Below are 14,383 nucleotides of genomic sequence, written 5' to 3'. Positions count from 1 at the left end.
AAGGCGGGGCTCGCATCCTCTTTCTTTTGCCCCACTCCGTCACCCCCGCGCAAGCGGGGGTCCCGCTTCTTCTCCAGGGTTGAGCGCAAGCGGGATTCCCGCGTTCGCGGGAATGACGGGGTGCAATGAAACTCGCCCGCACCCTGTTCGCCTGGCTGGCCCTGCTCCTGGGCCTCGTCTTTGCCGCGGGCGAGATCGGCGGCCTGTGGGGCACCAACACCGACTGGCGCGCGCCCGACAACGGCGTGACCATCTATGTCGAGACCAACGGCTTCCACACCGGCTTCATCCTGCCCGCCCGCGCCGAGGGGATCGACTGGCACCGCATCTTCCCGCCGACCGACCTTGGCGACAGCCGCTATCACGCCACCGGCGCGACCGATCACGTCGCGATCGGCTGGGGCGAGCGCGATTTCTATCTGAACACACCGGACTGGCGACAACTCGACCCCATGACGATGGCGCGTGCAGCGATCGGCAGCGACGCTACGCTGATCCACGTCTATCACATGAACCGCCCGCAAGAGGGCCGCTATGCCCGCAGGCTGGTGATCAGCCATGCCGCCTATCGCAGACTTGCCGACCGATTGATGCAGGACATCGCCTTTCCCGAGCGCGGCCCGCTCAAACCCATCCCCGGCTATGGCGGCGACGATGTGTTCTACGCAGCAACCGGGCGATATTCGCTCATTCATAGCTGCAACGCCTGGACCGGCGACCATCTTCGCGCCATCGGCGTGCGGATCGGCGCGTGGACCCCGGCCGAACATCATGTCATGCGCTGGTTTCCCGAAGTTTCGCCTCCAGAAACAATCGCTCCGCCCGCGCCGGATTGAGCGCGAGCGCCCTGCGATAGGCCGCTGCTGCGCCTTCGGGGTCGCCCCTCCGCGCAAGCAGATGCGCGCGCGCCGCGTGCCAGGGGCGATAACCCGCGAGCTTGTCGCCGCCCAGCATCTCGAGTGCAATGAGCCCTGCCTCGGCCCCCTCGACTTTCGACAGCGCGACGGCGCGGTTGATCGCGGTCACCGGTCCGGGTCGCAGCAGGCTGAGCAGATCGTAAAGCTTGAGGATCGCCGCCCAGTCGGTCCGAGCCTCGGCCTTGCGCCGCGCATGGGTGAGGTGGATCGCGGCCATCAGCTGGTACGGCCCGCTGCGCCCGATCGCCGCAGCGCTTCGCATCAGCCTCGCCGCCGAGCCGATCAACCGGTCGTCCCAGAGAGTGCAATCCTGTTCGCTCAGCGGGATCATCCGGCCATCACCATCCACCCGCGCCGCGCGCCGCGCCTCGGCGAATTGCACCAAAGCGGCCAACCCCAGCACCTCGGGGTCATCGGGCAGCAGTTCGGCGAGCATGTCGGTGAGCCGCAGCACCTCCGGCCCCAGATCGGCGGTCGGCTCGCTGCCTGCTGCATCCTGAAAGGCCAGCGCATAGCCAATCTCGAGCGTCGCCAGCACCGATTGCAGACGCTCGGCCCAGAGATGCGGCGGCGGCGTCTCGAACGGCACGCCCGCCTCGCGGATCTTGGCCTTGGCGCGCGTGAGCCGCTGGGCCATGGCGGGCACAGCCATCAGGAACGCTGCCGCGATCCGCTCGGTCGGCACGCCGCAGACCACGCGCAGCGTCAGCGCCGCGCGTGCCTCGGGCGCGATCGCGGGGTGGCAGCAGATGAAGATCAGCCGCAGCCGCTCGTCCGGGATCTGCTCGTCGAAAAGCTGGACGACAGCCATGTCCTCGCCCTCCGCTTGCTCGGGCTGCTCCGCGATGAGCTCGGCCAGCCGCGCCTCGCGCCGCAGCCGGTCGATGATCCGGCGCTTGCCCGCGACATGCAGCCAGCCGCCGAGATTGCAGGGCGGCGGCGCATCGGCGAAATGGCGCATGGCAAGCTCGGCCGCATCGGCAAAGCCATCCTCGGCCAGGTCCAGATCGCGGAACCGCGCCGCGAGCGCCGCCACGACAGCGGGCCGGGCCGCGATGATCGCCGCGCCCAGCCCGTCCGCGCTCATGCGTCGGGGCCGCTCATCGGCCAGATGGGGCGGATTTCGAGCGCGCCCTTGGGGATCGGGATGCGCTTGGCCCAAGCCAGCGCCTCGTCGAGATTGGCGACATCGATGATGTAGAAGCCGCCCAGCTCCTCATGGCTTTCCGAAAATGCCCCGTCGTGGATCTGGTGCTCCCCCATGTTCCAGCGGATCGTCGTCGCGGTCGAAGCGGGCTTCAGGCGCTCGCCCGAATAGCTGACTCCGGCGGCGACCAGCGCCTCGCCCAGCGCCATGTGCGCCGCCAGCGTCTCGGCGAGCAGCTTCTCGCCCTCGGGGCCTTCATAGACGCTCTCGTCCTCGTGGATCATCAGCATATACTGCATCATCATGTCTCCTCATCCGAACGGCCAAACGCGCGTTCTGCCCCATGACGAACGGCGATGGGCGGATTCGACAGCGGCCGAACTTTTTTAGCGCGACGACGCTGGAAGGACCTGGAACTTCACACCGAAGCCATGATCGCCGCCCATTCGGCCTCGTCGACCACGCGCACGCCGAGTTCCGCCGCCTTCTTCAGCTTCGAGCCCGCGCCCGGTCCGGCGACGACCAGATCGGTCTTGGCCGAGACCGATCCCGCCGCCTTGGCCCCCAGCCGTTCCGCCTGCGCCTTGGCCTCGTCGCGGCTCATCGTTTCCAGCTTGCCGGTGAAGACGATGGTCTTGCCGCTCCACTCGGTCTCGCGCGCGGTGGAGACGAACGCGGCGGGGCGGACCTCGGCGATCAGATCGTCGAAGACTTGCGCATTGTGCGGTTCGTGGAAGAAATCGCCCAGCGCCTCGGCGACGGCGGGTCCGATGCCATCGATCGCGGTGACCTCGGCGGTCGCCTCGATGCTGCCCTCTGCCAGCCTGCGGCCGATCGCACCCACCGCCTCGGCGCTGCCGAACGCCTTGACCAGATCCTTCGCGGTCACCGCCCCGACATGCCGGATGCCCAGCGCGAACAGGAAGCGGCCAGGGTCCGCGCCGCGCCGCGCCTCGATGCTGGCGAGCAGATTATCAACCGACTTTTCCTGCCAGCCCTCGCGCGCCAGAATCGCGCTGCGCTGCGCCTTTAGCCGGAAGATATCGCCGGGCAGCTTGATGAAGCCCGCGTCGAGAAACTCGGCAATCGTCTTTTCGCCCAGTCCGTCGATGTCGAGCGCGGCGCGGCTGACGAAGTGCTTCAACCGCTCGCGCTGCTGCGCGGGGCAGATCAGCCCGCCGGTGCAGCGGACATCGACCTCGCCCTCTTCGGCCACCGCCTCGCTGCCGCATTCGGGGCAGTGATCGGGGAAATGATAGGGCTCGCGCAGTTCGTCGCGGGTCAGGTTTTCGACCACCTGCGGGATGACATCGCCCGCGCGCTGCACCTTCACCCGGTCGCCGGGACGCACGCCCAACCGCGCGATCTCGTCGCGATTGTGCAGCGTGACGTTGGAGACGACCACGCCGCCGACGGTGACCGGCACCAGCCTGCCCACCGGGGTCAGCTTGCCGGTCCGTCCGACCTGGATGTCGATCGCCTGCAGCGTCGTCTCGGCGCGTTCCGCCGGGAACTTGTGCGCCAGCGCCCAGCGCGGGGCCTTGGCGACGAAACCCAGCCGCGCCTGCCAGTCGAGCCGGTCGACCTTGTAGACGACGCCATCGATATCATAGGGCAGGTCGGCACGCCGCCGCTCGATCTCGCGATAATGGGCGAGCAGGTCTTCCAATGTCTCGACCCGCACCAGCAGTGGCGAGACCGGCACGCCCATCGCGGCAATCGCCTGCATCCCCTCATGCTGCGTCGCGCCGGGCACCGCGCTCGCCACGCCCCAGCCATGCGCCAGAAAGCGCAAGGGGCGGGCAGCGGTGACCTTCGCGTCCTTCTGCCTGAGCGATCCGGCGGCGGCGTTGCGCGGATTGGCAAACAGCTTCTCGCCCCGTGCCTCCTGCGCGGCATTGAGCGCGGCAAAGTCCGCCTTGGACATGTAAACTTCGCCGCGGATTTCGAGGATGTCGGGGACCGCATCGCCAGCAAGTCGTTCGGGAATATCCGCAATTGTCCGCACATTGGCGGTGACATCCTCGCCCACCTCGCCATCGCCGCGTGTCGCCGCGCGCACGAGCTCACCATTCTCGTAACGCAGCGAGAGCGACAGCCCGTCGATCTTGTCCTCGGCGGTAAAGGCCAGCACCTCGCCTTCGGGCAGCGCGAGATAGCGCCGCACCCGGCCCACGAACTCGGCAATGTCCTCGTCCGAAAAGCCGTTATCCAGGCTCATCATCCGCTGCTCGTGCCGCACCTTGGCGAGCGGCGAGGATTCGACAGCCGCCCCCACCTGCCGGTTGGGACTGTCGGCGCGGATCAGATGCGGAAATGCCGCTTCCAGCTCATTGTTTCGCCGCACCAGCGCGTCATAGTCCGCGTCCGAAATCTCGGGCGAATCCTCGGCATGATAGAGCCGGTTGTGATGCGCGATTCTTTTGGCGAGCCGCTGCAGTTCGATCGCGACTTCGGCTTCGGTGAGGCTCTCGGTAGGTTTGGGGTCGGTCACGGCTGAGCCTCTCGTCGGTAATAGCTGGCCTGGCAATAGGGATCAGTGCGCCATCGTGCATGCCATTGCGGGTGGAGCCGCGCCAACAGCGCGTCCTGCGCTTCGAGCACGCGAGGGCCCATCTGGCTGGCATACGTCATCCCTTCGCGTGCCGTTTCGCAAGCCATATCGAACGTGACATGGTCGAACACCCAGTAGAGCATCTCGTCCAGATCACGGGTCATGCGGCTGTCAAACATCTGCCCGCGCTCGAAATAGCCCAGTTGCAGACCGCGATGATCGACATAGGCAAAAGGCGCGCCATTGTCGGGATAGCCGATCAGCGGCAGCAGCCGATCCCCAAGCCCAAGTTCGCGCGCCTTGGCGCGGATATGGTCATGCAACTGCTCGGTGGTCATCCCGGTATAAGGCGGCATATGGCTTGGTGCCTTGGCGGCGTCCACGTTTGTCTCCGCCATCGGGCCCGGGGATTCAACAGGCTCCGTGCGCGGTTCCGCTTCTGCTATTTGGGGGTCGCCCCTTCGAAAAATCCGCCGCGCCAGCAGGCCAAGTCCCAGCCCGACCGAGGCAACCAGCGCCCAGGGGATGATCGTGAAGATGCCGATATAGCCGACCGCAAGCAGCGCATTGCCCGGCGTCGCCGAGGGGTCGCCTGCGCCGACGGCCAGCAGCAGAACGAAACCTGCGGCCATGGCGATGATGGGCAGCAGCAGCCAGCCCAGCCCTGCGCGCCACAGCCAGCGGCGCGGCACCAGCAGCATCAGCGCCAGCGGCGCGATCAACAGCAGACTGACGAGCAGCCAGAAGCCGGGGGTGATCTCTTGCGGGTCGGCGATCAAGCCCATTGCCGACACTGCCCGTCACCGCGCATCACACCCCCTCCAGCAACCGATCGGCCTGCGCGCGCGCTTCGGGGGTGATTTCCGCGCCCGACAGCATCCGCGCGATTTCCTCCTTGCGGCCAGCATCGTCCAATGTGCGCACGCCGGTGCGCGCGACGGTGCCGTCGCTGGTCTTGGCGATCAGCAGGTGCTGGCTGCCGCGCGCGGCGACCTGGGGCGAATGGGTGACGACCAGCAGCTGCGTACCCCTGGCCAGCCGCGCCAGCCGCTCGCCGATCGCCGAGGCGACCGCGCCGCCGACGCCGCGATCGATCTCGTCGAAGATCATCGTCGCCGCCCCGCCCTGTTCGGCCAGCGCGACCTTCAATGCCAGGATGAAGCGCGAGAGCTCGCCTCCGGACGCAATCTTCATCAGCGGCGCGAAATCGCTGCCTGGATTGGTCGAGATGAGGAATTCGACATGGTCCATGCCGCTCGCCCCCCAGCGCGCCTCGTCGAGCGGCTGGACCAGGGTGCGGAAGCGCGCGGCGTCGAGCTTCAGGGGTTTCAATTCCGCCATCACCGCCGCATCGAGCGCCGCGCCTGCCTTTGCGCGTGCAGCGGACAAAGCCTCGGCCGCGGCGACATAGGCCGCGCGTGCCTTGTGCCGAGCCCGGTCCAATTCGGCGACATTCGCCCCGCCCGATTCGAGCGCGGCCCAATCCGCCTGCATCTTCTTGAGCAGATCGGGCAGCAGGTCGCCCGCGACATTGTGCTTGCGGGCGAGCGCGCGCAGATCGAACAGCCGTCGTTCGAGCTCGTCGAGCCGGACCGCGTCATAGGTCAGCGCCTCGGATGCCGCGCGCAGCTTGGCTTCGGCATCGTCGGCCTCGATCATCGCGCGGTCGAGCGCCTCCATCGCCTCGTCGAGCAGCGGGTGCTCCTCGGCAATCCGGCCGAGCTTGCGCGCCGCGCCGCGCAGCTGCGCCAGCGCGCCCTTCGATCCTTCGAAGGTCTCGAACAGCTCGGCGAGATCGCCCGAGAGCCGTTCGCCCTTCTGCATCGCGGCGCGCTCGCCTGCCAATTCCTCCTCCTCGCCCGGCTGCGGGCCGAACGCGGCGAGCTCTTCCAGATTATGCTCGAGCAGTTCGCGGTCGCGCATCGCGGTCTCGATCGCCTCGCTCGCCGCAACGAACGCCCGCTCCGCCGCCTGCCATTCGCGCCACGCCGCCGCGACGCCCGCGACATCGCAGCGCCCGAAACTGTCGAGCAGGTCGCGATGCCCCCTGGGGTTGATGAGGCCGCGATCGTCATGCTGGCCGTGAATCTCGACCAGCATCGCGCCCAGATCGCGCAGCAGCGCGGCGGACACCGGCTGGTCGTTCACGAACGCGCGGCTGCCGCCATCGGCGCGCACCTGCCGCCGGATCAGCAGCGGCTCGCCGGGTTCCTGCGCGATGTCGTTGTCGGCAAGCAGCGCGGCCACGCCAGCATGATCGCCCACGTCGAAACCCGCGATCACCAGCGCGCGCTCCGCCCCCTGGCGCACCAGGCCGCTATCGGCGCGCGCGCCCATGGCAAGGCCGAGCGCATCGAGCAGGATCGACTTGCCCGCCCCGGTCTCCCCGGTCAGCACGCCAAGGCCCGCATGGAAGTCCAGATCGAGCGCCTCGATCAGCACCAGGTCACGAATGGCGAGCGACAGCAGCATGTCCGTGCTTTAGACCATAGCAGGAACATCTGGAAACAGGCTTTTTGGTCGGGCGGGCGCAACGGCAGGGCGCGGGCAGCCGTATATCGGCACGCGGGACATTGACTTGTCCCGACACTGGCCATAGCCCGAGCAACTGGGGCAATACTGCGCAAGGATGACGACGCCGGGATGACCCTTTTGCTACAAATTTCCGCATCGAGCATCGCGCGATGAGTCTGGCCGCGCTGCCCTTTGCGCTGGCACTTGCATCGCTTCAGGCGGGAGGTGCGGAACCGGCACCCATCGCAGCGCCGATCGAGGCACCGGTCAAACCGGTCACACCGGCGGCCGCGCTGCCGCCCTGCCCGGCCATCGACCAGCTCGCTGCTGCTCCTGCCGAAACACCAGCCGCCGCTGCCGCCCCGGTGCAGGATGGCGCCATCGTCGTCACCGCGCGCCCCGATTCGCAGCCCGGCGATCCGATGCTGCAACTGAACGCCCAGTCGTTCGAGGTGGTGCAGGACGTCGACGAAGCGCTCGTCGGCCCGGTGGCGATGGCCTATAAGGATGCGGTGCCCAAGCCGGTGCGGCACGGCCTGCGCAATTTCCTGCGCAACCTCACTGAACCGATCGTGGCATTGAACTTCCTGCTGCAGTTGAAGCCGGGCAAGGCGGCGGAGACCGTGGGCCGGTTCGCGATCAACAGCACCATCGGCATCGGCGGGCTGTTCGACATCGCCAAGCGCGATCCGTTCAAGCTGCCCTATCGCCGCAACGGCTTTGCCAACACGCTCGGCTATTACGGTGTGGAGCCGGGCGCGTATCTGTTCCTGCCGCTGATCGGGCCAACCACGGTGCGCGATCTGGTGGGCGGCACGATCGACGGGCTGCTGCTCCCGAGCGTGGTCGGTGCGCCGTTCAACGACCCCTATTTCACCCTGCCCGCCGCGACGCTGAGCGCGCTGCAGGGGCGCATCCAGATCGACGAGCAGCTGAATGCGCTGCGCAACCAGAGCGGCGACCCCTATATGGCCGCGCGCGATTTCTACCTGAAGCGCCGCCAGGCCGAAATCGATGCGCTCAAGGGCAAGGTGCAATATCCCGATGCCGATCTTCCGTTCGTCAATCCGGGCACGGGTCGGACGATGGTGGTGCCGGTGGTGCCTGCGGCGCCGGGGTTGAACTGCGCGCCGGTGGGTTAAGGCCAAGGTGTTTGTCGCCTAAACACCTCCGCTCAGCCTGAGCCTGTCGAAGGCCCCACACAGACCGTCCGAAAAATTCATTCGTCACCCCCGCGCACGCGGGGGTCCCGCTTTTTCCAATGCTCAGCGCAAAAGCGGGATTCCCGCGTTCGCGGGAATGACGAGAGTTAAGACGCAGGCTTCGGCGCGGGGCCTTCGACAGGCTCAGGCTGAGCGGACATTTGGGCGGTTCAACGCCTGCACATCCGCCGGGCTCACGCCCCCTGCAACAGCCCTTCCCTGGCGATCTTCTCGCGCCACACTAGCGGCGCGAGCTGGTGGACGTTGTTGCCTTCGCTGTCCACCGCGACGGTGACCGGGAAATCGCTGACCTCGAACTCGTAGATCGCTTCCATCCCCAGATCGTGGAAGCCCACCACCGTGCTGCCCTTGATCGCGCGCGCGACGAGATAGGCCGCGCCGCCCACTGCCATCAGATAGGCGCTCTTGTGGTCGCGGATCGCATCGACCGCCGCCGGGCCACGCTCGGCCTTGCCGACCATCGCGAGCAGGCCCTGTTCCAGCATCATGCGGGTGAACTTGTCCATGCGGGTCGCGGTGGTGGGGCCGGCGGGGCCGACAATCTCTTCGCCCACCGGATCGACCGGGCCGACATAATAGATCACGCGGCCGCGGAATTCGACCGGCAGCGGCTCACCCTTGGCCAGCATGTCCTGGATGCGCTTGTGCGCCGCGTCGCGCCCGGTGAGCATCTTGCCATTGAGTAGCAGCCGGTCGCCCTGCTTCCAGCTCTGCACGACCTCCGGCGTCAGCGAATCCAGATCGACGCGGATCGCCGCCTTGTCGGGCGTCCAGTTGACATCGGGCCATTGGTCGAGCTTGGGCGCTTCCAGATAGGCCGGGCCCGAACCATCGAGCGAAAAATGCGCATGGCGCGTCGCAGCGCAATTGGGGATCATCGCGACCGGCTTGCCCGCGGCATGGCAGGGCGCGTCCATGATCTTGACGTCGAGAATGGTCGACAAGCCCCCCAGCCCCTGCGCGCCGATGCCGAGCGCGTTGACCTTGTCGAAAATCTCGATCCGCATCGCTTCCAGATCGTTCTGCGCCCCGCGCTCCTTCAGCGGCCCCATGTCGATCGGCTCCATGAGCGCCTTTTTGGCGAGCAGCACCGCATGTTCCGCCGTTCCGCCGATGCCGATGCCGAGCATGCCCGGCGGACACCAGCCCGCACCCATTTGCGGAATCATCTCGAGCACCCAGTCGACGATATTGTCGCTGGGGTTCATCATCTTGAACTTGGACTTGTTCTCGCTGCCGCCGCCCTTGGCCGCAACGTCGACATGCACGTGATGGCCCGGCACCATCTCGACATGCAGCACGCAGGGCGTATTGTCCTTGGTGTTGCGGCGGGTGAAGGCAGGATCGGCGAGCACCGAGGCGCGCAGCTTGTTGTCCGGGTGCAGATAGGCGCGGCGCACGCCCTCGTCGACAATCTCCTGCAGCGAGCGCGACGTATCGTCGAGGCGGCAGTCCATGCCCCATTTGACGAACACGTTGACGATTCCGGTATCCTGGCAGATCGGGCGATGCCCTTCGGCGCACATGCGGCTGTTGGTGAGGATCTGCGCGATCGCGTCCTTGGCCGCGGGCGACTGCTCCGCCTCATACGCCTTACCGAGCGCGCGGATATAATCCATCGGGTGGTAATAGCTGATGAACTGCAGCGCGTCGGCGACGCTCTCGATCAGGTCGGCGGCTTTGATGGTCACGGTCATGGCATTCCCCCAAGCTGGACGCGCTCTTGCAAGGCGCTGGCGGATGAATTGCGACCGTCTCTATTGTGGGCGCGACGCTATCGCAAGCCGGGGCACAAGGGAATCTGTCATGTTCTCAGCGCATTTGCCAGAATGCCCTGATCGGCTTATTATCTGCACCCGGATGCGTGAAACACGGTGATCTCCCTGCCGTAGCACTGGCCTTGCCAGGAGCGCGTGCGAGGAACTCGGGAGGCCTCGCCACGCATCCACCCCTTGCCACCAGATGTGCTCCGCAGTCTTTTGCACAGCCCCAAATTTGCCGTGCACAAGCCTGTGGAGAGGAAATTGTGGGCAAGCCGCATTTGCCCTCTTGCGATTTTTCGGACCGGCTTTTTTCCGCGCGTCGCGCCGCCTCGGTCCGGTTGCATCAGCGACGAGTGGAATCCCACGCGCGACGAACGGTTGGCCTAATTAACCATTTACCCTCTTGCGCCGGAATCAGGAAACGGCACTATAGGTAGTGGGGCATGCGGACGGGGCATACCAATACCAGTGGTTCAATCGAAGCGCGGGGGCAGACATCGGCTTCCACGTCAAGGGCGTTTTACCCCTTTTCGACGCATCACTGGGGATAAGTTTTCCCCCGTCGCGGGCCACAAGATGCTATACGGGACGCTTGCGCCCCGAGTCGAACAATTGCGGAACAAAGTTTCCCATCAACGGTCTTACGGGGGCGTCATGGATTTCAGAGATACGGGCAAGGGTAGCGCAGACGATATGGGTGAAGCAGATGTACTGGACGCAGCCGCAAAGACGGATTCGGGCGCAAAAATCGCGTCGGGCGAGGCCAATTCTGCGGAAATGGCGCTGATCGCCATGGCCGCCACCCAGGCTGCTGCCGCCGCCAAGCCCGCAGAGGCTCTGGACAGCAAGGCCGTCGCCGCGCGCCGGTTCCATGTCGTGACCGACAAGAGCCGCGATGTGCTGCTCACCGATTTCGGCAAGGAGACGCTGGAAGACCGCTATCTGCTGCCCGGCGAATCTTATCAGGACCTGTTCGCGCGCGTGGCGGATGCCTATGCCGACGATCAGGAGCACGCCCAGCGGCTCTATGATTATATCTCCAAGCTGTGGTTCATGCCCGCAACACCGGTGCTGTCGAACGGCGGCACGGGCCGGGGCCTGCCGATCAGCTGCTATCTCAACAGCGTCGATGACAGCCTTGAGGGCATCGTCAACACCTGGAACGAGAATGTCTGGCTCGCCTCGCGCGGCGGCGGCATCGGCACCTATTGGGGCAATGTGCGCGGCATCGGCGAGCCGGTCGGCCTCAATGGCAAGACCAGCGGCATCATTCCGTTCGTGCGCGTGATGGATTCGCTGACCCTCGCGATTTCGCAAGGTTCGCTGCGCCGTGGCTCGGCCGCCTGTTATCTCGATGTCTCGCATCCGGAGATCGAGGAGTTCCTCGAAATCCGCAAGCCTTCGGGCGATTTCAACCGCAAGGCGCTGAACCTGCACCATGGCGTGCTGCTGACCGACGAGTTCATGGAAGCGGTGCGCGACGGCGCGGACTTCAACCTGAAGAGCCCCAAGGACGGCAGCGTTCGCGGCACGGTGAATGCGCGCGCGCTGTTCCAGAAGCTGGTGGAAACGCGCCTCGCCACCGGCGAGCCCTATATCGTGTTCAACGATACCGTGAACCGCATGATGCCCGCGCATCACCGCGAACTCGGCCTCAAGGTCTCGACCTCGAACCTGTGCAGCGAGATCACCCTGCCCACGGGCCGCGATCACCTGGGCAACGACCGCACCGCCGTGTGCTGCCTGTCCTCGCTCAACATCGAGACCTGGGACCAGTGGCACGACGACAAGCGCTTCATCGAGGACGTGATGCGCTTCCTCGACAATGTGCTGCAGGACTATATCGACCGCGCCCCGCCCGAAATGGCGCGCGCCCGCTACAGCGCGATGCGCGAGCGTTCGGTCGGCATGGGCGTGATGGGCTTCCACTCGTTCCTCCAGGCACGCGGCCTCGGCTTCGAATCGGCGCTCGCCAAGTCGTGGAACATGAAGATCTTCAAGCACATCGCGGCCAAGGCATCCGAGGCCTCGATGCTGCTCGCCAAGGAACGTGGCCCCTGCCCCGATGCCGCCGACCAGGGCGTGATGGAGCGCTTCAGCTGCAAGATGGCGATCGCGCCGACCGCGTCGATCTCGATCATCTGCGGCGGCACCAGCGCGTGCATCGAGCCGATCCCCGCGAACATCTATACCCACAAGACGCTCTCGGGCAGCTTCGTGGTCAAGAACCCGTATCTGGAAAAGCTGCTGCGCGAAAAGTCGAAGGATTCGACCAATGTGTGGAACTCGATCCTCGAAAAGGGCGGCTCGGTCCAGCATCTCGACTTCCTGAGCGCGGAGGAAAAGGACGCGTTCAAGACCAGCTTCGAGATCGACCAGCGCTGGCTGCTCGAACTGGCCGCCGACCGCACGCCGTACATTGACCAGGCGCAGTCGCTGAACCTGTTCATCCCGGCGGACGTGGACAAATGGGACCTCTTGATGCTGCACTTCCGCGCGTGGGAACTGGGCATCAAGTCGCTCTATTATCTGCGCTCCAAATCGGTCCAGCGCGCAGGCTTTGCCGGCGGCGTCGAGGCGGACAACACCATCGACGCACCCAAGTTCGAGCTCGGCGAAACAACGGATTACGACGAGTGCCTGGCCTGCCAGTGAGCAATTCCCTCTCCCACCGGGAGAGGGAGGGAGCCGCGCAGCGGCGGAAGGGTGAGGGTGAAAGGCGGGCAGCCATGCGCACCTATCGCAATCAGCCTTCCGGCACTGTCCCCCGCGCCCGCCAGTTGCGCCACGATGCCACCGATGCAGAGCGCGCTTTTTGGCTGGCGTTACGCGAGAATTTCCCGGCTGCGCGGTTTCGCAGACAAGTGCCGATCGGGCCGTATTTCGCGGATTTCCTCAGCTTCCGGGAGAAGCTGGTGATCGAAGTGGACGGCGGCCAGCACGATCAGCGGGCAGAATATGACGCGGCCCGGACGCGCTTCATCGAAGCGCAGGGCTACCGGGTCATCCGGTTCTGGAACAGCGATGTGCTGCCCGACCCGGAATATGTTGTGAACGCCATATCCCTCTCCCTCAAGGGAGAGGGAAGGAGCGACGAAGTCGCGGAAGGGTGAGGGCGACAGCCTGATCCCCACCGCATCACCCTCACCCTCCCAGGCTGCGCCTGGGCCCCTCCCTCTCCCACTGGGAGAGGGGAATTCGGAGTAACTCGATGTCGTTGTTAGAAGCCCGCACGCAGTACAAGCCCTTCGAATATCCCTGGGCCTATGATTTCTGGAAGCGCCAGCAGCAGATCCACTGGATGCCCGAAGAGGTGCCGCTCGGCGAGGATTGCCGCGACTGGGCGCAGAAGCTGTCCGACCATGAGCGCAACCTGCTGACCCAGATCTTCCGCTTCTTCACCCAGGCCGATGTCGAGGTGCAGAATTGCTATCACGAAAATTATGGCCGCGTGTTCAAGCCGACCGAGGTCAAGATGATGCTGACCGCGTTCAGCAACATGGAAACCGTGCACATCGCCGCCTACAGCCATCTGCTCGACACCATCGGCATGCCGGAAAGCGAATATGGCATGTTCCTCGAATATGAGGAGATGAAGGCCAAGCACGATTATCTCGCGACCTTCGGCGTCGACAGCGACCAGGACATCGCGCGCACGCTCGCCATGTTCGGCGGCTTTACCGAAGGGCTGCAGCTGTTCGCCAGCTTCGCGATGCTGATGAACTTCCCGCGCTTCAACAAGATGAAGGGCATGGGCCAGATCGTCAGCTGGTCGGTGCGCGACGAGAGCCTGCACTGCGAAGGCATCATCCGCCTGTTCCACGCCTTCTGCGCCGAGCGCGGCTGCCTGACCAAGGCAGTGAAAGAGGACATTATCGACTGCTGCCAGAAGACCGTGCGGCTGGAAGATGCGTTCATCGACCTGGCATTCGAACAGGGCCCGGTCAGCGGCATGACGGCGAAGGAGATCAAGCGCTATATCCGCTATATCGCCGACTGGCGCCTGAGCCAGCTTGGGCTGCCTGCGATCTACATGATCGAGGACCACCCCCTCCCTTGGCTCGCCCCGCTGCTCAACGGCGTTGAGCACGCCAACTTCTTCGAAACCCGCGCAACGGAATATTCGAAGGGCGCAACCCGCGGCAACTGGAACGACGTGTGGAGCGCCTTCGACAAACGCCAGAAGAAGAGCGCCGCCAACGAGGTCGCCGTGGTCGACGACAGCGAGGACATGTTCAAGCAGGCGGGGATTGCGGCGGAGTAAT

11 protein-coding genes are annotated in these 14,383 nt (G+C 65.5%); 5 read left to right on the top strand and 6 right to left on the bottom strand.

Annotation, left to right across the window (positions count from 1 at the left end):
• Nucleotides 1-125: 125 nt before the first annotated feature.
• On the top strand, nucleotides 126-836 hold the full coding sequence (locus AX725_RS16760) for a TIGR02117 family protein (RefSeq protein WP_082730661.1): 711 nt from the start codon (nucleotides 126-128) through the stop codon (nucleotides 834-836).
• Here the strand turns inward: AX725_RS16760 and AX725_RS16755 are convergent.
• From AX725_RS16755 to recN, 5 genes are all read right to left on the bottom strand, one after another.
• Entirely contained in the window at nucleotides 775-2,004 is a 1,230-nt protein-coding gene (locus AX725_RS16755; RefSeq protein ID WP_060978136.1) for an RNA polymerase sigma factor, read from the bottom strand. The genes AX725_RS16760 and AX725_RS16755 overlap by 62 nt on opposite strands.
• Nucleotides 2,001-2,369: a YciI family protein gene (locus tag AX725_RS16750; protein WP_230962297.1), complete on the bottom strand. Its 369-nt coding sequence runs from the start codon at nucleotides 2,367-2,369 to the stop codon at nucleotides 2,001-2,003. Before AX725_RS16750 ends, AX725_RS16755 begins: the two co-directional genes overlap by 4 nt.
• Nucleotides 2,370-2,482: 113 nt before the next feature.
• Nucleotides 2,483-4,558, bottom strand: a complete 2,076-nt coding sequence (gene ligA, locus AX725_RS16745) for an NAD-dependent DNA ligase LigA (RefSeq protein ID WP_060978135.1) — start codon at nucleotides 4,556-4,558, stop codon at nucleotides 2,483-2,485.
• Nucleotides 4,555-5,403, bottom strand: a complete 849-nt coding sequence (locus tag AX725_RS16740; protein WP_060978134.1) for an Imm63 family immunity protein — start codon at nucleotides 5,401-5,403, stop codon at nucleotides 4,555-4,557. The genes ligA and AX725_RS16740 overlap by 4 nt, the downstream gene beginning before the upstream one ends.
• 25 nt (nucleotides 5,404-5,428) lie before the next feature.
• The gene (gene recN, locus AX725_RS16735) at nucleotides 5,429-7,090 is read right to left on the bottom strand and encodes a DNA repair protein RecN (protein ID WP_066114221.1); all 1,662 of its coding nucleotides are present in this window, start codon (nucleotides 7,088-7,090) and stop codon (nucleotides 5,429-5,431) included.
• Between the two features lie 212 nt (nucleotides 7,091-7,302).
• Here recN and AX725_RS16730 point away from each other — a divergent pair, with 212 nt between their 5' ends.
• Nucleotides 7,303-8,274: an MlaA family lipoprotein gene (locus AX725_RS16730; protein WP_060978132.1), complete on the top strand. Its 972-nt coding sequence runs from the start codon at nucleotides 7,303-7,305 to the stop codon at nucleotides 8,272-8,274.
• Nucleotides 8,275-8,528: 254 nt separating this feature from the next.
• Here the strand turns inward: AX725_RS16730 and AX725_RS16725 are convergent, their stop codons facing one another.
• Nucleotides 8,529-10,052, bottom strand: coding sequence for a fumarate hydratase (locus AX725_RS16725; RefSeq protein WP_060978131.1), 1,524 nt, complete (start codon nucleotides 10,050-10,052; stop codon nucleotides 8,529-8,531).
• 720 nt (nucleotides 10,053-10,772) lie between these two features.
• Here AX725_RS16725 and AX725_RS16720 point away from each other — a divergent pair.
• From AX725_RS16720 to AX725_RS16710, 3 genes are all read left to right on the top strand, one after another.
• Complete coding sequence (locus AX725_RS16720; protein ID WP_060978130.1) at nucleotides 10,773-12,773, top strand: ribonucleoside-diphosphate reductase subunit alpha; 2,001 nt, start codon at nucleotides 10,773-10,775, stop codon at nucleotides 12,771-12,773.
• 74 nt (nucleotides 12,774-12,847) lie between these two features.
• Nucleotides 12,848-13,231, top strand: coding sequence for an endonuclease domain-containing protein (locus AX725_RS16715; RefSeq protein ID WP_060978154.1), 384 nt, complete (start codon nucleotides 12,848-12,850; stop codon nucleotides 13,229-13,231).
• Nucleotides 13,232-13,329: 98 nt separating this feature from the next.
• A complete protein-coding gene (locus AX725_RS16710; RefSeq protein ID WP_060978129.1) occupies nucleotides 13,330-14,382 on the top strand; it encodes a ribonucleotide-diphosphate reductase subunit beta in 1,053 nt (350 codons plus the stop codon).
• Nucleotide 14,383 lies beyond the last annotated feature (1 nt).

This window comes from Blastomonas sp. CCH9-A1, from assembly GCF_001557175.1.
Lineage (GTDB): Bacteria > Pseudomonadota > Alphaproteobacteria > Sphingomonadales > Sphingomonadaceae > Blastomonas > Blastomonas delafieldii_A.
This window is presented reverse-complemented; position numbering and strand designations above follow the sequence as displayed.